The sequence below is a fragment of the Streptomyces sp. MUM 2J genome (assembly GCF_022414535.1).
GTDB lineage: Bacteria > Actinomycetota > Actinomycetes > Streptomycetales > Streptomycetaceae > Streptomyces.
Genome location: NZ_JADWYM010000015.1, coordinates 39,825 through 62,515 on the forward strand (window position 1 = coordinate 39,825; position 22,691 = coordinate 62,515).

The following is a 22,691-nucleotide window of genomic DNA, read 5'->3' on the forward strand; positions in this document are numbered from 1 at the left end:
CCAGAGCCATGGGACAGAACGCTAGGGCCGAAGGTCCTCATCGGTCCAAGACATGGCCCACCTCGTTTCGATAGGCAACGCCTATCGAGTTCCCTATGCTGGAACGGTGCAGTTCCAGCAGCTCCAGTACTTCGTTGCGGTCGCCGAGGCCCGGCACTTCACCCGGGCGGCGGAGGCGGTCCACGTCGCCCAGCCGTCACTGTCCCAGCAGATCAGGGCGCTGGAGAGGGAGCTGGGCGCCGACCTGTTCCTGCGGGCCCGGGGCAACATCGCGCTCACCGACGCGGGCGAGGCACTGCTTCCGCTGGCCCGGCGGATCCTGGCGGACACGGAGACGGCGCGCCAGGAGGTGCAGGAGCTGGCGCAGCTGCGCCGCGGGCGGGTCCGGCTGGGCGCGACCCCGAGTCTGTGCACGGGCCTGCTGCCCGACGTGCTGCGCGCCTTCCACGACCGCTACCCCGGCATCCGGCTGCTGGTCGAGGAGGGCGGTTCGCTCGACCTGGTCCGGCAGCTGGCCCGCGGCGCCCTCGACCTCGCACTGGTCGTCCTGCCCCTGCCGACGCCGTCCCCGGCGCTGACGACGGTGGAGCTGCTGCGCGAGGACCTGGTGGTGGTGTCCTCGCCGGAGGCGCCGAGTCCGGGCGGCGGGCGGCGCACCGTGCGGATCGCCGACCTGGAGGGCGAGCGCCTGGTGATGTTCCGGCACGGCTACGACCTGCGGGAGCTGACGGTGGCCGCGTGCCGTTCGGCCGGCTTCGAGCCGGACTTCGCCGTCGAGGGCGGTGAGATGGACGCGGTCCTGGGGTTCGTGCGGGCGGGGCTGGGCGTGGCGGTCGTACCGCGCATGGTCGCCACCCGTTCGGGGCGCGGACTGCGTGTCACCCCGCTCGCCCCGCCGGGCCTGCACCGGACGATCGCCCTGGCCCATCGCAGCGACGTCGCCCCGCCGAGGGCCGCCCGGGAGTTGCAGCGGATGCTGCTGGAACGATGAGCGCCGCCGTCGTACCCCGGGGGACGCGTGCCCTTCGGGGCGATCAGGGCGGATCGGTTCAGGAGGGCACCTCCCGGTGCGGAAGGGCGCCTCATCGGCACGGGGCCGGACCGGAGCGCCCAGCGCCGAGAGCCTGAACCCCGCCGGGGCCTGTCCTACCCCGTCGCGTCCGCCAGGGCCAGTTCGTGCAGCCGCTCCGGCGGCCCCGGGCGGGCGTAGTACCAGCCCTGCGCGGTGTCGCAGCCCAGTATCCGCAGTTGTTCGGCCTGCGCGCCGGTCTCCACCCCTTCCACGGTGACCGCGAGATCGAGGCTGTGGGCCAGCGAGACGATCCCCTCGACGATCTTCAGGTCGACGGGGTCGGCCGGGAACTGCTGCATGCTCTGGGTGAACGAGCGGTCCAGCTTGAGGATGCTCACCGGCAGTCTGCGCAGGTTCGCCAGGTTCGAGTACCCGGTGCCGAAGTCGTCCAGGGCGATGTCCACACCCATCTCGGCCAGTCGGCGCAGGGGTTTGAGGAGGTCGTCGTCGGCGCCGATCAGGGCGGACTCGGTGACCTCCAGGCACAGCACGTCCGGCTCGACACCCGCCCGTTCCAGGATGTCGACGGTGTCCTGGACGAGTGCGGGGTGGGTGAGCTGGCAGGGCGAGAGGTTGACGTTGATGCGGAAGCGGCCGGCGTCCGCGTGCCGGGCCCGCCACTCCCGGGCCTGCCGTACCGACTGCTCCAGCACCCAGCGGCCCAGCGGGACGATCAGGCCCGTGTGCTCGGCGAGCGGGATGAACCGGTCCGGGCCGAGCACGCCGTGCTGCGGGTGGAGCCAGCGGACGAGGGCCTCCGCGCCGCGCACGCTGCCGTCGCCGAGATGGACCAGCGGCTGGTACTCGATGAAGAACTCGCCGCGGTCCAGGGCGGCCGGCAGCGCCGTGGTCAGCCCGTGCCGGGTGATGGTGCGGGCGTCCGCCTCCGGGTCGGCGAGCTCGAAGCGGTTGCCGCCCGCCGACTTGGCCCGGTACATGGTGATGTCGGCGCTGCGCAGGACCTCCGCCGCGCTGCGCTCGCCCGCCGCGCCCTCGACGATCCCGATGCTGCCGCGCACGGTCAGCTCACGGCCGTCGATCCCGATCGGCGCGAGCAGCGCGTTCATGATGCGGGCGGCCAGTTCGTCCACCTCGCGCTGGGCGTCCGGCCCGGTGGTCAGCGCCACGAACTCGTCGCCGCCGAGGCGGGCGACCATCTCCCCGGGCGCGGTCGCGCAGGACTGCAGACGGTCGGCGACCTCCACCAGCAGCCGGTCGCCCGCGGCGTGACCGAGGCTGTCGTTGATGGTCTTGAAGCCGTCCAGGTCGAGATAGCACAGGCCGAAGCGCTGCTCCTCGCCCGCGCCGAGCACCTTCTCCAGCCGCTCGAAGAACAGCGTCCGGTTCGGCAGCCCGGTGAGCGCGTCGTGCGTGGCCTCGTAGCGCAGCCGCAGGTTGAGCAGGCGGCGCTCGGTGGTGTCCTCCATCAGCGCCAGCTGGTACTGGGGGGTGCCGTCGGCGTCGCGCAGCAGGGAGACCGTCAGATTGGTCCACAGAACCGTGCCGTCGGGCCGGTAGAACGCCTTCTCCAGGTGGTAGTGCTCGCGTTCGCCCTGCACCAGCTCGTCGTACAGGCGCCACACCTGCGGGGCGTCGTCGGCGTGCGTCCAGTCCTTGACGTTCCGGCCGCGCACGAGTTGCTCACCGCCGCCGAACATGCGCATCAGGGCGTCGTTGACCTGCAGTATGTTTCCCTCCAGGTCGGCGATGCCGATCCCTATGGCGGCGCCCTCGAACACCGCGCGGAAGCGGGCCTCGCTGGCGTGCAGCGCCTGGGCGACCACGCCCTGGGCACGCAGCGCGGCCTGCGCGATGGCCTCCTGCTCGGCGAGGGTGCGCTCGCGCAGCGCCTGCGCGTACCCCGCGGACATCGCGTGCTGCAACCGTGCGCTGCGCGAGCGCAGGGCCTCCCGGTCGCCGTCGCCGCCGCAGTACAGCACGAGGTAGGCGTCGACGCAGTCGAGGCTGCGGCTGAGTGCCTCCGGATCGGTGCAGTGCGCGGCGACCAGCGCGGCGCCGACCGCCCGGCCCTCGGCCGCCTGGAACGCGGGGGCCCGCAGGGCGCAGCTCAGCCGTTCTGCCAGCGGCAGCAGTTGCTCCTCGAACTCGGTCCGGGTCGAGCACGTCGGCGTGAGCGGGAACACAGCCCTGCTCCAGATCGCCGCGAACCGTCGCACTCTGTCCTCGGGCCCGTCCGGTTTCCCGCTCACGCCGTACGCCCCACGCCGGCGAAACCGGAGAAGGCATAAGGATCCTCCTCCTCGGGGGCCGTCTCCGGCCGCCACCGCGGCATCGGCACCAGTCCCGGTTCCACCATCTCGTACCCCTCGAAGAACCGCGCGATCTCGTCGCGCGAGCGCATGATCAGCGGGCTGCGAATGTCCTTGTACACGTCCACCGCGCCCTCCGCCCGCCCGGGCGGCAGCGGGATCCCCTCGTACGAGGCGTGCGTGAGCAGCAGCAGGCTGCCGGGCGCGAGCGCGTCGCGCAGCTCGGCCACCGCCCCGTACGGGTCGTCAGCGTCCTCCACGAAGTGCAGTATGGCAACGAGAAGCAGCGCCACTGGCCGATTCAGGTCGATCAGCCGCTGCACCTGAGCACTCGCCAGGATCTCCTGGGGCTTGCGGAGGTCGGCGGCGACCACGTCGGCGTCGTCGTTGCCCTCCAGCACCGCCCTGCTGTGCGCGACGGCCACCGGGTCGTGGTCGACGTAGACGACGCGGGCGCCGGGGTTGGCCTTCTGGGCCACCTCGTGGGCGTTGCCGAAGGTGGGGATGCCGGAGCCGATGTCGAGGAACTGGGTGATGCCCTGGTCCGCGGCGAAGCGCACGGCGCGGCGCATGAACGCGCGGTTCGCCTGCATGATCTTCGGCAGCCCCGGCAGGTGCTCCATGGCCTTGCGGGCGGCTTCCCGGTCGACCTCGAAGTTGTGCGAACCGCCCAGGTAGTAGTCGTAGATGCGCGAGACGCTCGGCACCGAGATGTCGATGCTCCGTGGAGCCCAAGCGGGACGCTCCATCTGCTCACTCCAAGGCGTAGGCGATCCGGTGTTCGAGCTGAGGCTACTGATCGCCCGGCAAAGGAGCGAGCAGAAACGGAAATTGACCGTCCGTTCCCGGTCACTGCCAGCGGCACGTGCCGCCCGGGGGACGGTCCCGTGCACGCACACAGGTCCGCCCCCTCCGTGCGGTGCGGAGGGGGCGGACGTTCGGCCGGGCGCGCCGCCGCGGCGGGGGCGATCGGCCCTGGGGTGGTGATCCTCTACTGCTTCGGAGCGCCGACCGGCTTTCCTTCAGGGGTCACGGCGTACCAGGTGCCGCCGACGCCCTGACCGTTGATGTCCCCCTCGGCCTTGTCACCGGAGAAGGTGTAGATGGGCCAGCAGTTGACCGTCTGCTGCTTGACGCCGTCGGGCCGGGTGAAGCTCATCAGGCCCTTCTTCTGCACGTCCTTGGTGTCGTCCGCCGCGACGGGCGACACGGCCGGCCACTTCTCCAGACAGGCGCCCGTGCAGGCGGAGACCGGCTTGGGCCAGGCCTTGTCCTTGAGGAAGCGGTAGACGGTCATGCCGTTCTTGTCCACGATGATGTCGCCGAGGTTGGTGTCGTGCCGGACGGACAGGCCGGGGAGGTTGCTCAGCCGGGCCTTCTTGCCGTCGGGGGCGAGGGCGTACCACTTGTCGCCGACGCCCTGGCCGCGCACGTCACCGGCGGCGGTGTCCTTGGCGTAGCGGTACGCCGGCCAGCCACCGACGGTGAGCTGCTTGGTACCGTCGGACCGGGTGATCTCGCCGAGCAGCTTCTTGTCGACGCCGTCGCCGGCCGTGGCGTCGTCCGCGGGCACCGGGGGCCAGGCCTTGGCGCAGTCGCCGTCGCAGGTGGACTTCGGCGGCTCGGCGGTGTCGGCGTCGAAGCGGTAGAGCGTCATACCGGCGCTGTCGGTGAGCACCTTGCCCAGTTCCGGATTCTCGGCGACGGCCAGTTCGCCCGCGGTCTGGGCCGCGGTGTCCTGCCCTTCCTTGGCGGCGTCGGATCCCGCGTTGCCGAGACCGCTGTAGTCGCCGGCCGGGGCGGTGGCGCCCACGTTCTGGCTCACGGCCCGGGCCCCGCCGCCGTCCTGACCGCACGCCGTCGTCAGCGCCAGAACGGCCACGGCGCCCACCGCGAGCGAGGCGCTCCGCCAGGAGGTCTTCATCGTCAACTCCCCATGTCAGCAAGGGTGTTGCAGCGCCCTGCTGCGCCGCCGCACGGCCATGGGTACGCAGGAGGAGGGGTGGTGTGTTCAATGGCGGCGCGGAATTCTTTCCGGAACCCGTGACACGCCCGTCGTACTGGCGTACGTCTCGCCGGACACACGAGCGTCACCGCGCCGCGTGCAGCGGGGCCGTTGTCCCCCTTCGGGGGCAATCCCCCGGCGGCGGACGTCGCCAGACCGGCACAGGCCTCAAGATCTTCTTCGTGCATGGACCCCAACCGACCCGATCGCCCGCGACTGTACGGGTGTTGGCCGTGACGGCGCTGGCGTGGCTCCTGCTGGGGGCGCCGGCCGGGACGGCGTCCGCCGACGCCTGCGCCTGGGCCCTGACCGGCCCGGACGGTGTCGAGGCGGTGGCGGTGGCCGGGAGCGCCCCCTGGCCGACGGTGTGCCCGCCGCCCGGCCCGACCCCGACGCCGACCCCGACGCCGACCCCGACGCCGGCCCCGACGCCCAGCCCGACGGCACCGCCACCGCCCGCACGGTCGGAATCCGCCGCGCCCCCGAACCCCGCGCCCCCGAACCCCGTCCCCGAGCCTGCGGCGCCCGGGGCGGCGCCGCAACGGCGCGCCCCGGTACCGGAACCACCCCTGCCGCCCCGGCCCAGCCCCCCGCCGACCCCGGCCCCCGAGGCGACGCCCCCGCCGCGGCCGTCCGCGAGCCCGGTCGGCTACCCGCGGTACCACGCGGCGCCGCCCCGGCGGCAGGTGCACCGCACCGTCTCGCCCGTCATGTACGTGCTGCTGATCACCGCTCCCGCGGTGATCGCCGCGGCCGCGCTCCGTCCGCGCCGACCCACCGGCCCTCCCCCACCGCGCCCCGTTGTCCGATAGCTGGAGGTATCCCCCTTGCCGGAATGGCTTGTTCTCACCCTCGCGATGCTGGCCGCGTGTGTCGTCGTGGTCGCCATCACCTTCGTGCGGCACCGCGGGGCCGCCGTCGACGAGGACCCCAGTGAGACTCCGGACGTCATCGAGTACATGACGATGTGGATCGGGGTGGTGTACGCCATCGTCCTCGGCCTGGCCATCGCCGGTGTCTGGGAGGCCCGCAGCGCGGCCCAGGACCACGTGCAGGCGGAGGCGCAGGCGCTGCACGAGATCGACGAGCGGGTCCGGGTCTACCCCGTCGACGTCCGCGACCGCGTCCGCGCGGATGTCAACGCCTACGTCGGACATGTCGTCACCATCGAGTGGAGGGCGATGCGGGACCACGGCAGCGTCACCGCGCACGGCACCGAACTGCTCCGACGCGTCCGCGTGGACGTCACCGACTACGAACCGGTGAACGACTTCGAGGCCCAGGCCTACCAGCCGCTCGTCGACCAGGTGGCCGCCGCCGACCAGGCACGCACCGCACGCGCCGACGCCACCGGCCCGACGATGCCGGGCGTGGTGTGGTTCGGGCTGATCGCCGGGGCGGTGATCACCATCGGCATGGTCTTCGCGCTGCAGATCCGGCGCACGCCGCGCGAGCTGGTCCTCGCCGGGCTGTTCTCCGCGCTCATCGCCTTCCTGTTGTTCCTCATCTGGGACTTCGACGCGCCCTACAGCCGGGGCATCACGGCATCGATGGAACCGTTCATGCGTCTCTTCCCGCAGGCCGGCGGCTGACGGAAGAGGCGGGGCGCGGTGCCGCGCGATCCCGCCACCGCCCCTCGCCCCGGTTCCGGCGGGTCAGGACCCGGCGCGGGGCGGCGTCCGCGTCCGGCGGCGGACCGACGCGCCCCGGGGACGGGGGCTTGCTCCGCCTCGTCGCGATCTGCGTGCCGGAGCCCCCGCCACGTCCCGCGGCCCCCGGACGGCCGGCAGCCACCCGGGACGGGTTCCCCCGGGTGGCGCACCGCGGTGACCCGTTCGCGCGACTGCGATCGCGGGGACGCACACGTGTTCCTAACGTTTCACTCATCGAGGTGCATTTCTGGCGCAAGCGGAATCAGGTCCGCAGCTGCTCCTCGTGGACCCGGAGGACTCACATGCACGCGATACGCGTTGCCACGGCCGCGCTGCTGGGCGCCGGCGCTCTCGCTCTGTCCGCGCCGGTCGCCGTCGCGACGGGTGGCTCGGACATCACCCCGTTCGGCTTCTCCGTCACCCCCTCGACCGTCGCGGCCGGCGGGCGGGTCGAGCTTCAGGTGGAGCGCGACCACGGCGGCTGCAAGGGCCCGGTCACCGTCACGTCGGGCGTCTTCGACACCGTCACGATCCGGCGCGGGCACTCGTCCGCCACCGCCACCGTCGACCGGGACGCCCGGCCGGGCGCGGAGTACCGCGTCACCTTCACCTGTGACGGCGTCAGCGGATCCACGGACCTGACGATCGCCGGCGGGCGGACCCATCCGACACCGGAGCCCCTGGTGCCCCGGGGCGTCCACGCGGGTGAGGGTGGCAGCATCGCCGGACTCGACCTCAAGCAGATCGGTCTGGGCGCCGCGCTCATCGCGGGCTCGCTCGGCACCGCCTACCACTTCGCGCGGCGCCGTACCGGTGAGGACGGCGCCTGACGGACCGCGTACGCCGCACAGGACGTGGCCCCGGAACCGAGTGGGTTCCGGGGCCACGTCCTGTGCGGCGTACGAAGGGGAAGCGGGCCAGGTCAGATCTGCCGCTCGGCCCGGCGGCGCATCCAGAACAGGCCGCCGCCGACCAGGGCCGCTGCGACCAGACCGCCGCCGATGGCCATGTCGGTGGGCGTCGCCCCGCTGGAGCTGCTGCCGCCCAGGCCGCCCCGGACGCCGCCGATGACGGTGAAGGCGGATGGGTTGGTCAGGGTCCGGCCGTTGCAGTTGACGGTGATGCTGTGCGTGCCGGGCCGGGCGTTGGAGTTGACGGTGGCGGTGCCCTTGGACGTCCGGTGGGCGCCGTTGATCGGCGTCAGGGGCGTACTCGGGAAGACGTCCGAGGTCGCCGTGCCGCCCGCCGGACAGCCGTCGACGGTGATGGTCAGCTGACCGCCGCGGGCGATGACGCTCGGCAGGGCGACGATGTTGCTGGGGTTGACGCCCATGCCGTCCCGCGCGACGGCCGCGGGTGCGGCGAGGCCGAGGACGGCGACCGCCGCGGCCGAGACCGCAAGGCCACGAGAATTGCGCATGTGATCCTCCGCGGAAGGCGCCCCGGGACCCGTCCCCGGTCGATCGGCGAGAAAGCACCTCCCGGAAAGACCCTCAGATGAGCTGCACGCGCCCGCATTTCGGGGATGGTCCGTCCTGGTGAGACGGCACGCCCGCACGGCACCGCGCGCCGTGGCATCTGCGCAGGTCACACGCCGTCAGAAAATTCCTGGCAGCGGCAACCCCGGATGGCGCACCCCGAGCGGCGCGGGCCACCCGTTCGCCGCTGCCTTGTCGCCGGTTGAGCGTGTCGGACTTAGCGTTCTGCGTAGGCGCGAAGTGACATGGCGACGGCCGTGTCGAGAGGGGATGGCGAATGTCTGCGTCCGAGCTGTCCGAGCTGGCCGAAGAGGAGGAGCGCCGGAGGAGGCGCGCCCCCTGGGGTGTGATAGCGCTCGTCCTGCTGACCGGGCTCGCGCTCATCCGGAACGGGTCGGGAGAGTTCGACATCGGCCCGCCACAGCCGGCCTCCGCGGCGGCGGCGGCGGACGGCGGCAGTGCCGCGGGCGGCCTGTTCCGGGCACCGGCGCCGCTGCCGTTCTCCGTGGCCGACCGGGTGCGGATCCCGACGATCCAGGTCGACGCGCCGCTGATGCCGGTGGGCCTGGACGCGGACGGCTGGGTCGACGCGCCGCCGCCCGAGGACCCGAATCTGGCCGGGTGGTTCACCGGCGCCGTCGCACCCGGTGAGAAGGGCACCGCGGTCGTCGTCGGCCACGTCGACAACCTGCGCGGCCCGGCCGTGTTCTACGGTCTCGGGGCGCTGAAGAAGGGCAACCACGTCGAGGTGCTGCGCAAGGACGGCAAGACCGCCGTCTTCGAGATCTACGGTGTCGAGGTCTTCGCGAAGAACGACTTCCCCGGCGACCGCGTCTACGCCTCCAAGGGCAGCGCGGAGCTGAGGGTGATCACCTGCGGAGGCGGTTTCTCCAAGCAGAACGGCTACGACGGCAACGTCGTGGTCTTCGCCCGCCTGGCCGAGGTCCGCTGACGGATCCCCGGCCGGGCCGGCCCTCCCCCGTCAGGCGTACCGCCGCCGGGGGACGGCGAGGTGGTAGCCGGAGTCCAGCAGCTGCGGCAGGTAGGTGCGCAGGGCCTGGACGCTCTGGGAGCGGTTGCCCCCGGCGTCGTGCGACAGGACCACGACGCCGGGGCCGGCGCCGTTCTCCACGCTGCGGACGATGCTGCGGGTGCCGGGGGTGGTCCAGTCGAGGGTGTCGACGGTCCAGGCCAGCGAATCCATGCCGAGGTCGGCGCAGATCTGGAAGGTGGCGCGGTTCCAGGCCCCGTAGGGCGCGCGGAACCACTGCGGGGGCTCGCCGTAGGCGTCCTCGATGACGTCGCTGGTGCGTTCGATCTCGGAGCGGATACGGGAGCGGCTCAGCCGGGTCAGCAGCGGGTGCGTCCAGGTGTGGTTGCCGACGACATGGCCCTCGTCACTCATACGCGCCAGCAGGTCCCTGTTCCACTCGGCCTGTTCCCCGCACACGAAGAACGTGGCGCGCACGTCGTACTCGCGCAGGGTGTCGAGGATGTCCGGGGTGTAGCGGGGGTCCGGGCCGTCGTCGAAGGTCAGCAGCATGGTGCGGCCGCGTCCGGACATCTTCAGCAGCGGCTTGCTCCGCACGGGGGTCCGGCGCTGAGCGGTGGGCGGCGGACCGTATCCGGTGACCGGGCGCAGGCGGTAGGTGGACGGCTTCTGCGGGACGCGGTGCGGCGGGGCGCCCGCGCCGGGGGCTGCGGAGCGGGCCGGTTCCCCTCCGGCACCCAGCGCGAACACTCCGGCGGTGCCGGCGGCTCCCACGGCGACGGCCCCGGCGACCAGGAGGCGGCGCCGGGTGAACAACTGATCCTTCGTCATGAGTCATGCCTCGCCCCTTGAGGCGGCGGCGCACCACAGCGACACCGGTGCGGCGGCCGGAAACCACCCGCGTGGGCCAAGCAGACGGGTCATCCGGCCGGCGTTCGAGGGGCGCCGCGTGAAGGGCGGGCCGCAGGGGCCCGCGTCAGCGGCGGCGCACCAGCGGGAAGGGCAGGGTCTCGCGGATCGTCAGGCCGGTGAGGAACATGATCAGGCGGTCGACGCCGAGGCCGAGGCCGCCGGTGGGCGGCATGGCGTATTCCAGGGCGCCGAGAAAGTCCTCGTCGAGTTCCATCGCCTCGGGGTCCCCGCCGGCGGCGAGCAGCGACTGGGCGGCGAGGCGGCGGCGCTGCTCCACCGGGTCGGTCAGCTCGGAGTAGGCCGTGCCGAGCTCCGTGCCGAAGGCGACCAGGTCCCAGCGCTCGGCGAGCCGCGGGTCACGCCGGTGCTGCCGGGTGAGGGGGGAGACGTCGGTCGGGAAGTCCTTGTAGAAGGTGGGGCGCAGAGTCTTCTCCTCCACCAGGCGTTCGTACATCTCCAGGACGACGTCGCCGCGGCCGTCGTCCGCGGTGTACGGCACCGAGGCGCGGTCGCACAGCAGGTGCAGCCGCAGCAGCTCGGTACCGGCGTCGATCTCCTCGCCGAGCGCCTCGGAGAGGGCGCCGTACACGGTCTTGACCGGCCAGGGCCCGGAGATGTCGTACTCGGCGCCGCCCCTGCGGGCGACGGGGCTGCCGAAGGCGGCGGTGGCGGCACCCTGGATCAGTTCGCGGGTGAGGTCGAGCATCACGTCGTAGTCGGCGTGGGCCTGGTAGGCCTCCAGCATCGTGAACTCGGGGTTGTGCTTGTGGGAGACGCCTTCGTTGCGGAAGGTGCGGCCCATCTCGAAGACCTTCTCCAGTCCTCCGACGCAGAGCCGCTTCAGGTACAGCTCGGGGGCGATGCGCAGGTACAGGTCGAGGTGGTAGGCGTTGATGTGGGTGGTGAAGGGCCGGGCGTTGGCACCGCCGTGGATCTGCTGGAGCATCGGCGTCTCGACCTCCAGGTAGCCGCGGTCCAGCAGCCCCTGACGCAGTGCCTGGACGGCGGTGGAGCGGGCGCGGACCACGTCGCGGGCGGCGGGGCTGGTGACCAGGTCCAGGGAGCGCATGCGCACCTTGGCCTCGGGATCGGTGAGGCCGCGGCGTTTGTCGGGCAGCGGGCGCAGGCACTTGCCGGTCAGCTGCCAGTCGGTGACGAAGACGGTCGGTTCGCCCCGGTCGCTGACGCCCGCCCGGCCGGTGGCGGTGATGTGGTCGCCGATGTCGGTGTCGGCACGGAATCGGGGCAGCGCCGGTCCCGAGCCGCTGCGGGTGAGGGCGAGCTGGCGGTCGCCGGACCAGTCGCGCAGCACGGCGAAGACGATGCCGCCGAAGTCGCGGACCAGCATGATCCGTCCGGCGACGGTGACCAGGTCGCCCGTGCGGACCTCGGCGAGGGTGTGGGTGCGGGACGGGACGCCGACCGGGTAGGGGTCGACACCGGCCGCCCGCAGGCGATCCAGCTTGCGGTGCCGGACGCGGACCTGTTCGGGCCGGTCCGCACCCGGGACGGCGGTCCCGGTCTCGTCTCCTCCATCGAGGCCGAGGGCCGTGAGCGGCGGCAGCCCTTCCGTGGTGGCGGGCCGCCGTGCGCCCTTCGGGTGCCCTCGGCCCCAGAGCGCGCGCAGCGACGGTACGGAGACGAAGCCCTCGGCGATGGCGGAGGCCAGGCCGATACGGGCGAGGGCGGCGGCATCGCCGTAGCACAGGAAGCGCGGGTACCACTCGGGGTGGTACTTGGCGTTGGACCGGTACAGGGCCTCCAGCTGCCACCATCTGGACAGGAACAGCAGCAGGCGGCGCCAGAGCCTGAGGACCGGTCCGGCACCGATGCGGGCGCCCTCCTCGAAGGCGGAGCGGAAGACGGCGAAGTTCAGCGAGACGCGGTGTACGCCGAGTCTGGGGGCGGCGGCGCTCAGTTCGGCGACCATGAACTCCGTCACGCCGTTGGGGGCGCTGCGGTCCCGACGCATCAGGTCCAGGGAGATGCCGTCGAGGCCCCACGGTACGAAGGAGAGCAGGGCGAGCAGGCGGCCGTCCGCGTCGAAGGCCTCGACGAGCAGACAGTCGCCGTCGGCGGGGTCGCCGAGCCGGTCCAGTGCCATCGAGAAGCCGCGTTCGGTCTCGGTGTCGCGCCAGGCGTCGGCCTTGTCGACGATCTCCTCCATCTCGGTGTCGCTCAGCGTGGCGTGGCGGCGGATGCGGCAGGTCGCGCCGGTGCGGCGCAGCCGGTGCACGGCCTGCCGGGTGACGCGCATGTCGCGGCCGCCCAGGTCGAAGGTCATCACGTGCAGGATCGCCTCGTCGCCGAGCTGGAGGGCGCCGAGGCCGGCGCGGGCGTAGGCGGTGGCACCGTCCTCGGAGGCGCCCATCACGGCGGGGGCCCAGGCGTGCCGGCGGGCGATGTCCAGCCACGCCGCGATGGCGTGCGGCCATGCTTCCCGGTCGCCGACCGGGTCGCCGCTGGCGAGGCAGACGCCGGCCTCGACGCGGTAGGTGACGGCCGCCTTGCCGCTGGGCGAGAAGACGACGGCCTTGTCCCGGCGGGTGGCGAAGTAGCCGAGGGAGTCCTGCGCGCCGTAGCGGCCGAGCAGGGCGCGGATGCGCAGTTCCTCGTCGTCGTGGAGTGCGGCTTCCAGGCGCTGGGAGCGGAAGAGGGTGGCGGCGGCGTTCAGCAGGGCGAGCGCGCCGAACAGACCGAGCAGGAAGTACAGGGCGCGCGGTGGGCGGCCGTCGAAGGAGCCGCCCGAGACGAGGCCGCCGAGGACGCGGTTGGCGGCCCAGGCGAGGCGCTGGCCGGACGGCAGGGTGCCGGGGAACAGTTCCACCAGGCCCCAGCCGAACAGGATCGCCAGTGCGAGCCCGCCCAGCAGCACACCGATCGCCCTCCGCACGGCGCCGCGGCGGGACGCGGCGTAGAACTCGGCCCGGGCCGCGATCAGCAGCGCCAGGGCGAACAGGCAGACGACGAGTGACGGCAGGGATTCGGCGTACAGGCCGAGCGTCACGCCGAGGACGTCGGTGAGGACGAGCAGGCCCAGATAGACGACGACCAGCCACCAGGCGACCTTCTTGCGGGCGGCGGTGGCACCGGCCAGCAGGAACAGGAAGACCGCGTAGGCGAGGTTGGCGCTGACCGGGACGATGAGCAGGTCCAGGGCGCGCACCAGCGGGCGCAGCAGCCTGCGCAGCGGTGGGACGAGCGCGAGCAGCAGGCACAGCAGACCGAGGGCGCCGAAGAAGGCGCCGAACCCCTCCGGCACCCTGCTGAGGAAGCCACGCCCGGGCGCGGGTGCCGGCCCGCGGCCGTCCTGATCCGCCGGGGCTTCCACCGTGGCACTCATGGTTCCGACTGTAGGAACACGCCGGCCGCCCCGCCCGTCGAGCGTCCCGGACCGGCGCCTCCCCCGTGCCCGGACGGTGGCTGCCCGTGCGGTTCGATAGCCTCGGTCCGTGACGCAGCAGCACTCCCAGGGGTTCGAGCGGGGCACGGACGGCCCGAAGGTCATCGTGGTCGGGGTGGACGGCTCCGACTCGTCGCTGCGCGCGGCGGCCTACGCGGGCGGCCTGGCCCGGCGCCAGCACGCGCTGCTCGCCGTCGTGTACGTGCAGCCGGTGATGGCCGCCGGTGCCGCGCTCGGCGCGCCCGTGTCCGAGGCGACCGACGAGATCGCCGAGGACCTCGTCCGGCAGATCCGGGAGGCGGCCGAGCGGGTCAGAGGGATGTTCGAGGTGCGCTGGGAGTTCCACACCCTGCGCGGCGACCCCTACAACGGCCTGGTGACGGCGGCCGACCGGCTGCGGGCCGACGCCGTGGTGGTGGGCGCCTCCGAGCAGGCCGGGCACCGGATCATCGGATCGGTCGCGGTCCGGCTGGTGAAGGCGGGGCGCTGGCCGGTGACCGTGGTGCCGTAGCCCCCGGACCGCGCGTGGCTCCCTGCCGCGCCGCTCCCCGGCCGGTCACTTCCCCATCACCAGCCCGTCCTTGGCCGCGCCCCGGCTGAGCACCACGTCCCGGATGCGGTCGCGCACCCCGCGCACGTCGGCGCCCCGGGCGAGCGCGTGGCCGAGGTTCACCACGCGGCCGGCGTCGATGTCGAAGAGCTGCGGGACGAACTCTGCCCTGGTCACCTCCCAGCGGCCGCCGGGCCGGCGGGGTGGGGCGAAGGTGAACCGGGCCACGGTGGACTGGTTGCCGCGCGGGTCCTGCGCGCCCTGGTGGTTGAACATCCCGCCGGCGATCTGGTCGCCCATGCCGTACACCACCCAGGTGCCGTTGACCTTCTCGTACGCCTGCGGGACATGGGCGTGGGTGCCGAGGATCAGGTCGATGTCGGGACGGTTGCCGGTGCGGGAGGCGGTCAGGCGGCGGGCCAGGTCGAGCTGCTGCTGGTCCGGGGCGTCCTGCCACTCGGTGCCCCAGTGCACGGAGACGACGACCACGTCCGCGCCGGCGCGGCGGGCGGCCCGGGCGTCGGCGACGATCCGGCCCTCGTCGATCAGGTTGACGGCCCAGGGCTGCCCGGGCGGCAGCGGATAGCCGTTGGTGCCGTAGGTGTAGGCCAGGTGGGCGACCATGGCGGGACCGGCCCGCATGACGGTGACGGCGTCGCCCTCGCCCTGGGTGCGCGCCGATCCGGCGTGCCGTACGCCTGCGGCGTCGAGGGCGTCCAGGGTGCGGTGGATGCCGTCGGCGCCGTCGTCGAGGGTGTGGTTGGAGGCGGTGGAGCAGCCGTCGTAGCCGGTGGCGGCGAGCGCGGCGGCGATCTCGGGCGGGGACTTGAACACGGGGTAGCCGGTGTAGGCGCCGTTCGCGCCGTAGACCGTCTCCATGTGACACAGTGCCAGGTCGGCTCGGGAGACGACGGGTTCGATACCGGCGAGCATCGGCCGGAAGTCGTAGCCCGTCCCGCCCGCGTCGAAGCGGGCGCGCTCGATGATCGAGGCGTGCGGCAGGATGTCGCCGGAGGCGACGAGCGTGAAGCCGCGACCGGCGGCCGAGGCGGCCGGTCCCGGGCGGGCGGGTGCTTCGTGGTCGTGGGCCTGGCAGGCGGCGGCCGCGGCGAGCACGGCCGTCAGGGCCAGGGCCAACTGCTGTCTGCGTGCGATCATCTCTCACCCCACTGTGGTCATATTTACCCACGAATAGGTACGAGCTTGGCTCGCGCGGCAAACGGCCCCCGCCCGCCTTTGACCCGTCCGGTGTGCGCCAACGGGAGGTTCCGTCCGGATCACGACCGCTCGTCGAACCGTTCGCCGACGCGATCGACCGTCCGCCGCACGGCCGTGTGCTCGCCCTGTCCGAAACCCGGGCACTGCGCTGCCATACGGGCATGACGGCCGGAACCACCCTCACCCCTGTGACGACGACCGCCGAGCACGAGCTCGCCGCGCTCCAGCGCGAGCACGGCAGGCCCCTGTTCGCGCTGCTGCTCAGGCTCTGCGACGGCGACCGGCAGCGCGCCGAGGACCTCGTGCAGGAGACGCTGGTGCGCGCCTGGCAGCATCCCGAGGCACTGCGCACGGACGCCTTCGACTCCGTACGGCCCTGGCTGATGACCGTGGCGCGGCGCCTCGCGATCGACGCGCGGCGGGCCCGGCAGGCACGGCCCGCGGAGGTCGGCGACGCGGTCCTCGACGGGGCGCACGCGCCGGTGTGCGCCGACCATGCCGAGCAGTCCGCCGCCGTACTCGACGTCCGCAGGGCTGTGAAGACTCTCACGCCGCAGCACCGTGAAGTCCTGGTGCTCGTGTACTTCCAGGGGGCGAGCGTGGCGGAAGCGGCGCAGACCCTCGGCATCCCGCCCGGTACCGTGAAGTCGCGCGCATACTACGGACTGCGTGCCCTGCGCAGGGTTCTGCCCGGATACGCGGCCGACCTGCGATGAAACCGGTGCCAGGGTCAAGCCTTCGCAAAGCGCCTTGCTGGGGACCATGGTTGAGTAATCGGCTGTCCTCATCCGTGTTCCGGATGGGGTCCGGCGACCGGTCCCCCCCGGCCCGGCATCGGGCGACGCGCACGCACCGGAGGAAGGCAGGAAGGGATGCTGCACAGAGGTCATCAGAGCACGGACGGCACCGGCGGCGGGGAACTCACGGTCCCCATGGCCTGGCTGTACGCCGAGTACATCGCGGACGAACTCCTGCGCACCGGCGACCTCATGCCGCCGACGTCCTTCGAGTTCCGGGCCGGCCGGGACGCGCTGGCCCTGACCGTCTTCCTCTCGGACACCGACGGCGAGCTGTCCGGGATCCGGGTCGTGACCCAGCTGGAGACCTGGCTGTCGCTGACCGCGTACGACCAGCCCTGGCAGGACTGGGTGTGCGAGCGGCTGGCCGAACTCGCCGCCGAGGCCGCCGCGGCGGGCCGGCCCTCGCCCGACCTCGAACTGGCCGAGGCGGCCTGGCGCTGGCTGGAGGAGACCGAACTGCTCGCTCCGGACCTCGACGCGGTGCCGGGCGGCACCGGTCCGTTCGGCGAGGAGGACGGCCCGAAGGTCTGGACCCCGGCGTGGCGGCTCGGTCTGCCCTTGGGGCACCTGGCCATCCACCTCTTCTAGGGCCTGGTGCGAACGCTGCGCCTGCCGCGCGACGCCGCTTTCGCACCGGTCCCCGGCCGCCGCCTCCTCCAGCCGCCGCGTCCAACCGAGCCGCCTGCCGCCGTCCCTTGCGGCCGCCACTTCCGGCCGTCCCGAAAATTCTTCTCCGGGGACCAAACCGCCGGCCGGTCCGCTCCGAATCCGTTGGTTGGGATTCTGCGCGGGACTTGAGTGATTCGGCGGTCCGCTGCGTACGGGTGGGAGCAAGGAGTAACCCCACCCCCACTCAACGGCACGAGGATGCGCATGAGGTCCCTGGAAAGGCATCGCGATGTCGCCGCGTACGCGCTCGGCGTGCTGGACGAAGCGGACACCTTCCGCTTCGAGGACCACCTCATGGAGTGTGCCGGCTGCTCGGCGCAGGTGACCGAGTTCGGTCCCGCGGCACGGCAGTTGATGCTCTACCGGCAGGCGACGCCCCGCCCGGTGCATCCCATGGCGCAGCCGGGTCCCCGGCTGCTGGACCGGCTGCTGGAGGCCACGGCGGCCCGGCACCGCAGGGCACGCCGGCGGATGCTGTACGCCGTGGCCGCGTCCGTCGTCGCCGCGCTCGCCGGGCCCGCGCTGGCCCTCATGGCGGGCGGCGGCCACGGAGCCGTCCGGGTCACGGCGACCGACGAGCGCTCGGGCGTGTGGGCACAGATCACGACCGAGGACGAGTCCTGGGGCAGCCGGCTGAAGCTCACCGTCAAGGACGGTGCCGGACCGCGCACCTGCCGGCTCGTCGTGATCGGCCGTGACGGCTCGGAGGAGACGGTGACCAGTTGGCAGGCCCAGGAGCACGACGCCCGCCCCGACACCGTGCAGGGCGGCGCGGCCCTGCATCCGGGGGAGATCGCGCGCTACGAGGTGCGCACGTCGGACGGCGAACATCTGGTCACGCTCCAGCCGTAGGTCCCCCGCGCCGCCCCCACCCGGCCTCCGGGCGGAACCGGGCGCCGCACGCCACCCCGGCAGGCGGCTGCCGCGCCGCCACTCCGAAGGAGCCGGACGGCACCCGGCGGCCCCCTCATCTCAGCAGGCGCGACATCCTCCGGTCCGCCAGCGGCCTGCCGCCCGTCTGACAGGTGGGGCAGTACTGGAGGGAGGAGTCGCTGAAGGAGACCTCGCGGATGATGTCGCCGCAGACGGGGCACGGCTCGCCGGTGCGGCCGTGGACACGCAGCCCCGTCTTCTTCTCCGCCTTCAGCCGGCCGGCGGCGACACCCCGGGAGCGTTCGACGGCGCCGGAGAGGGTGCCGCGCAGTGCCTCGTAGAGGCGGTGGGTCTCCTCCGGGGACAGCGACGAGGCGAGTTTGAACGGGGACATCCGCGCGGCATGCAGGATCTCGTCGCTGTAGGCGTTGCCGACCCCGGCGAGGAGGCTCTGGTCCCGCAGCGCCCCCTTGATCCGGCGGCGCTCACCGGACAACAGGTCCGCCAGGCGCCGTTCGTCGAAGTCCTCCGCCAGGGGGTCGGGGCCCAGCCGGGCCACCCCCTCGATCCGCAGGGGCTCGTCGACGACGTACACCGCGAGGCGTTTCTGCGTTCCGGCCTCGGTCAGGTCGAATCCGGCGCCCGTCTCCAGGGCCACCCGCAGGGCCAGCGGCCCCTTGCCGGGGCGCGGCGGGCCGTCGGGCAGGCGGTCCCGCCAGTGCAGCCAGCCGGCCCGGGCCAGATGGGTGACCAGGTGCGGACCGCCGCCGGTCGCGACGTCGAGGAACTTGCCGAGCCGCCGCACGGCGACGACCTCACCACCCTCCAGGGCGGTGACCGGCGGATCGTACGTCTTCAGGACACTGACCGCGACCGGCAGCACCCGGACGATCTCATGGCCGACCAGGTGCTCGACGAGGAAGTCCTTGAGGGCCTCGACCTCGGGAAGTTCCGGCATACGACCAGAGTGCCCGCTCGACGCCTTCGGCGCAGGCGGCGTGCTCAACCGCGGCCCGGGACGACGAACTCGCACCACACGCACTTGCCGCCGCCCCGCGCCTCCACACCCCACACGTCCGAGAGCAGGTCGACCAGGAGCAGGCCGCGGCCGGAGACACCCGACTCACCGGCCTCCCGGCGGCGCGGCAGGGCGCTGGAGGTGTCCTCGACCTCGACCCGCAGCCGCCGGTCGGAGTCCGTCAGGACCCGCAGGGTGACGATCGCGGCGCCCTCGGTGTGCATGAGGGCGTTGGTGATCAGTTCGTCGGCGACGAGTTCGATCTCGTCGGCGCGGTCCCGGGCGCCCCAGGCGCGCACGGCGGCGCGGATCATGTGCCGGGCTCCGGTGAGGGCCTCGGGGTCACCGGGAGCCACGTGCTGCTGGAGCCGCCCACCGGCCCGGGGGGCGTGCAGGCTGCGGCGGCGCAGCAGGAGCAGGGCCACGTCGTCGTCGCCGCCGCGCTCCTCGAAGACCTCGATCAGTTGGTCGGCGAGCTCCCGGACGTCCTCGGGGCCGGCCGCGACGAGCGCGGTCAGGGCGCGCATGCCGTCGTCCAGGTCGAGGCCGGGCTGCTCGACCAGGCCGTCGGTGCACAGCAGCAGCGTGTCGCCCGGGTCGATCTCGACGGTGGCGGCCGGGTAGTCCAGACTGCCGAACTCGGCGGACAGCCCGAGGGGCAGCCCACCCGGGGCCGGGACGCGGCGGCAGGTGCCGTCGGCCGAGCGCACCAGCGGGTCGATGTGACCGGCCCGGACCACCTGCACCACGCCGGTGGCCAGGTCGGCCTCGGCGTACAGGCAGGTGGCGAAGCGGTCGGTGTCCAGCTCGTGCAGGAAGACGGAGGCGCGGGCCATCACCGTGGCCGGGGTGTGGCCCTCGGCGGCGTAGGCCCGCAGCACGATCCGCAGCTGGCCCATGACCGCGGCGGCGTGGGTGTCGTGGCCCTGGACGTCCCCGATGACGGCGCCGACGCGGCCCCCGGGCAGCGGGATCAGGTCGTACCAGTCGCCCCCGATGTCCCGGCCCTGTGATCCGCCGATGGTGGCCGCCCGGTAGCGGACGGCGACGTCGGCGCCGGACACGCTGGGGATGGTGCGCGGCAGCATCGCCTGCTGGAGGCCCTGGGCGATGTCCTTCTCCTGCTCGTAGAACATCGCCCGCTGCAGGCTCTGCGCGATGCTGCTGCCCAGGGCGAGGAGGATGTTGCGCTCCTCGGTGGTGAAGCCCCGACGGTCGCTGTAGAGCAGGCCCATGGCACCGATCGGACGGGCCTGGACGATGAGGGGCAGATAGGCCGCGGCGGTGATGTTCAGGTCGGTGAGGTGCGGCCACAGGATCGGGTAGCCGGCGGCGAACTCCTGCGGGGACTCGATGAAGCGGGGGGTGAGGGTGCGGACGACCTCGCTCATCGGGTACGGCTCGTCGATCCGGGTGACCCGTGTGCCGGGAACGAAGCTGCCCTCGGGCCCCTCGGCGATCAGCCGGATCCGCCCCGCCTCGACCAGGCCCATGACGAGGCTGGTCGCGCCCAGATGGGTGAGGCCGTGGGTGTCCTTCAGGACGTCGATGACGTCCTTGACGGTGCGGGCGTGGGCGAGGGCGGCGGTGGCGAGCTGGACGACGTTGGTCTGCTGCCGGCGGACGTCCTCCGGTGCGGCCTCCTCGCGGCGTGCGGCGAGTTCGTCGAGTTCCTGGGTGGCGTCGCGGACGATGCCGATGATGCGGCGGGGGCGGCCGGTCTCGTCGCGCCGGATGTGGCCCTGCATGTGGGTCCAGCGCAGGCCGCCGTCACGGCGGCGGATGCGGAAGTAGGCGCCGTAGTTGTCGCTGCCGTCCTTGATGGCGCGGGCGACGAGGGCGTCGAGACGGTGGACCTCGTCGGGCGGCACCCGCAGGGCGAGGCCCTCGGGGCTGCCGTCGTACTCGTCCGGGCGCATGTCGAAGGCCTCGTGGGCCTGGGCGTCCATGCGCAACAGACCGGCGTCCAGGTCCCAGTCGAAGCTTCCCATGTGGTTGAGCGCCAGGATCGGCTCCGGGCGGGCCGGCCAGTCGTCCGGGAGTGCCAGGGCGCTCGCTCCCCGATCAACCATGGGGACACCTTGCCAGGATTTGCCCGATTCTTCGACCCGTGAGCCGGACGGAACCGGGTCTCGGGGCCCCGGGTGCCGCGACCGGAGCACCGGCCGCGCCTCGGGATCCGGCCCTCGTTGCGTCACGCAGCGGAGCGAGGGCGTACGTTCTGCGACGAAGGAGGCGGCGTCAGAATGGAGGAGAGGAGCGCACGGCCGTGGACTGGTTCACCGCACCCGGGTACTGGCTGAGCCGGCTGGTCTTCCAGCGGGCGCTGGCCGGCGTGTACCTGGTGGCCTTCCTGACCGCCGCCCTGCAGTTCCGGGCTCTGCTGGGCGAGCGGGGGATGCTGCCCGTCCCGCGTTTCGTGGCGCGGGTGCCCCTGCGACGGGCGCCGAGCCTGTTCCAGTTCCACTACACGGACCGTTTCTTCGCGGCCTGTGCCTGGACGGGGTGCGCGGTCTCGGCCGCGCTGCTGGCGGGCCTGGACGGACGCCTGCCGCTGTGGGCCGGGATGCTGCTGTGGCTGGTGCCGTGGGTGCTGTACCTGTCGATCGTCAACGTGGGACAGACGTGGTACGCGTTCGGCTGGGAGTCGCTGTTGCTGGAGACCGGCTTCCTCGCGGTCTTCCTCGGCAACGACGAGGTGGCGCCGCCGGTCGTCGTGCTGTTCCTGCTGCGTTGGATCCTGTTCCGGGTGGAGTTCGGCGCGGGGCTGATCAAGATGCGCGGGGACATCTGCTGGCGCAGGCTCACGTGCCTGGACCACCACCACGAGACCCAGCCGATGCCGGGTCCGCTGAGCTGGTTCTTCCACCACCTGCCCCGGCGCCTGCACCGGGTGGAGGCGGCAGCGAACCACGTGACGCAACTCGCCGTTCCCGTTCTGCTGTTCACTCCGCAGCCGATCGCGACGGCCGCCGCGTCCCTGATGATCCTCACCCAGTTGTGGCTGGTGCTGTCGGGTAACTTCTCCTGGCTGAACTGGATCACCATCGTGCTGGCCCTGTCCGTGATCGGGTACCCGGACGGCGCAGCCCCGGCGTCCGTCGCGGACACGGCTCCGGTGTGGTTCGAGGCCGTGGTCCTCGCGGTCGCCGCCCTGCTGGTGTTCCTCAGCCGTCGGCCGGTGATCAACATGATCTCCCGCCGCCAGGTGATGAACCGCGCCTTCGACCCGCTCCACCTCGTCAACACCTACGGCGCGTTCGGCAGCGTCAGCCGGGTGCGGTACGAGGTGGTGCTGGAGGGCACGGCGGACGACGTACCGCGTGAGGACTCCGACTGGCGGGAGTACGAGTTCAGGGGCAAGCCGGGCGACCCGCGGCACTGGCCTCGCCAGTTCGCGCCCTACCACCTGCGGCTGGACTGGCTGATGTGGTTCGCCGCGCTGTCGCCCGCCTACGCGGAGCCGTGGTTCGGCGGGCTGGTGGAGCGGCTCCTGGCGGACGACGGGGACACCCTGAGGCTGCTGCGCCGCTCGCCGTTCCCGCGCGGCTCGCCGCCGCGCCACATCCGCGCCGGCCTCTACCGCTACCGCTTCACCACCTGGCGGGAGCTGCGCGAGACGGGCGCGTGCTGGCAGCGGACGTACGTACGCGCGTACCTGCCGCCGACCCGGCTGGCCCAGGACGTCCACCGGTCCTGACGGCGTGCACGCCTGCGGCCACGGACGGTGTCCGGCCGTGGTCCGCGGACGGAGGACCGTGAGGAAACCGGCCCGGTGCC

At 72.9% G+C, this 22,691-nt stretch carries 18 protein-coding genes; 9 read left to right on the forward strand and 9 right to left on the reverse strand.

The annotated features are described in order from the left end of the window. Nucleotides 1-106 precede the first annotated feature (106 nt). Nucleotides 107-991, forward strand: coding sequence for a LysR family transcriptional regulator (locus I3F54_RS15290; RefSeq protein ID WP_240119291.1), 885 nt, complete (start codon nucleotides 107-109; stop codon nucleotides 989-991). 155 nt (nucleotides 992-1,146) lie between these two features. On the opposite strand, the gene I3F54_RS15295 is transcribed toward I3F54_RS15290, so the two are convergent. The 3 genes from I3F54_RS15295 to I3F54_RS15305 all read right to left on the reverse strand — a co-directional run bounded on the left by I3F54_RS15295 (nucleotide 1,147) and on the right by I3F54_RS15305 (nucleotide 5,266). Beyond that, nucleotides 1,147-3,282: an EAL domain-containing protein gene (locus I3F54_RS15295; protein WP_240119292.1), complete on the reverse strand. Its 2,136-nt coding sequence runs from the start codon at nucleotides 3,280-3,282 to the stop codon at nucleotides 1,147-1,149. Beyond that, nucleotides 3,279-4,091, reverse strand: a complete 813-nt coding sequence (locus I3F54_RS15300) for an SAM-dependent methyltransferase (RefSeq protein ID WP_240119293.1) — start codon at nucleotides 4,089-4,091, stop codon at nucleotides 3,279-3,281. The genes I3F54_RS15295 and I3F54_RS15300 overlap by 4 nt, the downstream gene beginning before the upstream one ends. A gap of 242 nt (nucleotides 4,092-4,333) precedes the next feature. After that, the gene (locus tag I3F54_RS15305; protein WP_240119294.1) at nucleotides 4,334-5,266 is read right to left on the reverse strand and encodes an SCO0930 family lipoprotein; all 933 of its coding nucleotides are present in this window, start codon (nucleotides 5,264-5,266) and stop codon (nucleotides 4,334-4,336) included. A 908-nt stretch (nucleotides 5,267-6,174) separates the two neighbouring features. Here I3F54_RS15305 and I3F54_RS15310 point away from each other — a divergent pair. Then, nucleotides 6,175-6,939: a DUF4239 domain-containing protein gene (locus I3F54_RS15310; RefSeq protein ID WP_240119295.1), complete on the forward strand. Its 765-nt coding sequence runs from the start codon at nucleotides 6,175-6,177 to the stop codon at nucleotides 6,937-6,939. 362 nt (nucleotides 6,940-7,301) lie between these two features. Continuing rightward, nucleotides 7,302-7,829 carry a hypothetical protein gene (locus I3F54_RS15315; RefSeq protein ID WP_240119296.1) on the forward strand — a complete coding sequence of 176 codons (528 nt, stop codon included), beginning with the start codon at nucleotides 7,302-7,304 and terminating at the stop codon, nucleotides 7,827-7,829. Nucleotides 7,830-7,921: 92 nt separating this feature from the next. On the opposite strand, the gene I3F54_RS15320 is transcribed toward I3F54_RS15315, so the two are convergent. Further along, nucleotides 7,922-8,419, reverse strand: a complete 498-nt coding sequence (locus I3F54_RS15320; protein WP_240119297.1) for a hypothetical protein — start codon at nucleotides 8,417-8,419, stop codon at nucleotides 7,922-7,924. Nucleotides 8,420-8,754: 335 nt separating this feature from the next. On the opposite strand from I3F54_RS15320, the gene I3F54_RS15325 reads away from it, so the two are divergent. Beyond that, nucleotides 8,755-9,429, forward strand: a complete 675-nt coding sequence (locus I3F54_RS15325) for a class F sortase (RefSeq protein ID WP_240119298.1) — start codon at nucleotides 8,755-8,757, stop codon at nucleotides 9,427-9,429. 30 nt (nucleotides 9,430-9,459) lie between these two features. Here I3F54_RS15325 and I3F54_RS15330 read toward each other — a convergent pair whose 3' ends face one another. Together I3F54_RS15330 and lysX are read right to left on the reverse strand one after the other, a co-directional pair. Then, nucleotides 9,460-10,299: a polysaccharide deacetylase family protein gene (locus I3F54_RS15330; protein WP_240119299.1), complete on the reverse strand. Its 840-nt coding sequence runs from the start codon at nucleotides 10,297-10,299 to the stop codon at nucleotides 9,460-9,462. Between the two features lie 145 nt (nucleotides 10,300-10,444). Then, a complete protein-coding gene (gene lysX, locus I3F54_RS15335; RefSeq protein WP_240119300.1) occupies nucleotides 10,445-13,723 on the reverse strand; it encodes a bifunctional lysylphosphatidylglycerol synthetase/lysine--tRNA ligase LysX in 3,279 nt (1,092 codons plus the stop codon). 109 nt (nucleotides 13,724-13,832) lie between these two features. On the opposite strand from lysX, the gene I3F54_RS15340 reads away from it, so the two are divergent. After that, a complete protein-coding gene (locus I3F54_RS15340; RefSeq protein ID WP_240119301.1) occupies nucleotides 13,833-14,294 on the forward strand; it encodes a universal stress protein in 462 nt (153 codons plus the stop codon). Nucleotides 14,295-14,339: 45 nt separating this feature from the next. Here the strand turns inward: I3F54_RS15340 and I3F54_RS15345 are convergent, their stop codons facing one another. Further along, nucleotides 14,340-15,491: a CapA family protein gene (locus tag I3F54_RS15345; RefSeq protein ID WP_240119302.1), complete on the reverse strand. Its 1,152-nt coding sequence runs from the start codon at nucleotides 15,489-15,491 to the stop codon at nucleotides 14,340-14,342. A gap of 221 nt (nucleotides 15,492-15,712) precedes the next feature. Between I3F54_RS15345 and I3F54_RS15350 the strand changes: the two genes are divergently transcribed. The 3 genes from I3F54_RS15350 to I3F54_RS15360 all read left to right on the forward strand — a co-directional run bounded on the left by I3F54_RS15350 (nucleotide 15,713) and on the right by I3F54_RS15360 (nucleotide 17,872). Next, nucleotides 15,713-16,267 (forward strand): sigma-70 family RNA polymerase sigma factor, encoded by a 555-nt coding sequence (locus tag I3F54_RS15350; protein WP_240119303.1) that lies wholly within the window; start codon nucleotides 15,713-15,715, stop codon nucleotides 16,265-16,267. 156 nt (nucleotides 16,268-16,423) lie between these two features. Beyond that, a complete protein-coding gene (locus I3F54_RS15355; protein ID WP_240119304.1) occupies nucleotides 16,424-16,939 on the forward strand; it encodes a hypothetical protein in 516 nt (171 codons plus the stop codon). Between the two features lie 285 nt (nucleotides 16,940-17,224). Beyond that, entirely contained in the window at nucleotides 17,225-17,872 is a 648-nt protein-coding gene (locus I3F54_RS15360) for a zf-HC2 domain-containing protein (protein WP_240119305.1), read from the forward strand. 115 nt (nucleotides 17,873-17,987) lie between these two features. On the opposite strand, the gene I3F54_RS15365 is transcribed toward I3F54_RS15360, so the two are convergent. Both I3F54_RS15365 and I3F54_RS15370 read right to left on the reverse strand, forming a co-directional pair. Continuing rightward, entirely contained in the window at nucleotides 17,988-18,851 is an 864-nt protein-coding gene (locus I3F54_RS15365; protein ID WP_240119306.1) for an Fpg/Nei family DNA glycosylase, read from the reverse strand. Nucleotides 18,852-18,895: 44 nt separating this feature from the next. Further along, the gene (locus I3F54_RS15370; protein WP_240119307.1) at nucleotides 18,896-20,983 is read right to left on the reverse strand and encodes a SpoIIE family protein phosphatase; all 2,088 of its coding nucleotides are present in this window, start codon (nucleotides 20,981-20,983) and stop codon (nucleotides 18,896-18,898) included. A gap of 197 nt (nucleotides 20,984-21,180) precedes the next feature. Here I3F54_RS15370 and I3F54_RS15375 point away from each other — a divergent pair, with 197 nt between their 5' ends. Further along, the gene (locus I3F54_RS15375) at nucleotides 21,181-22,611 is read left to right on the forward strand and encodes a lipase maturation factor family protein (protein WP_240119308.1); all 1,431 of its coding nucleotides are present in this window, start codon (nucleotides 21,181-21,183) and stop codon (nucleotides 22,609-22,611) included. Nucleotides 22,612-22,691: the final 80 nt, after the last annotated feature.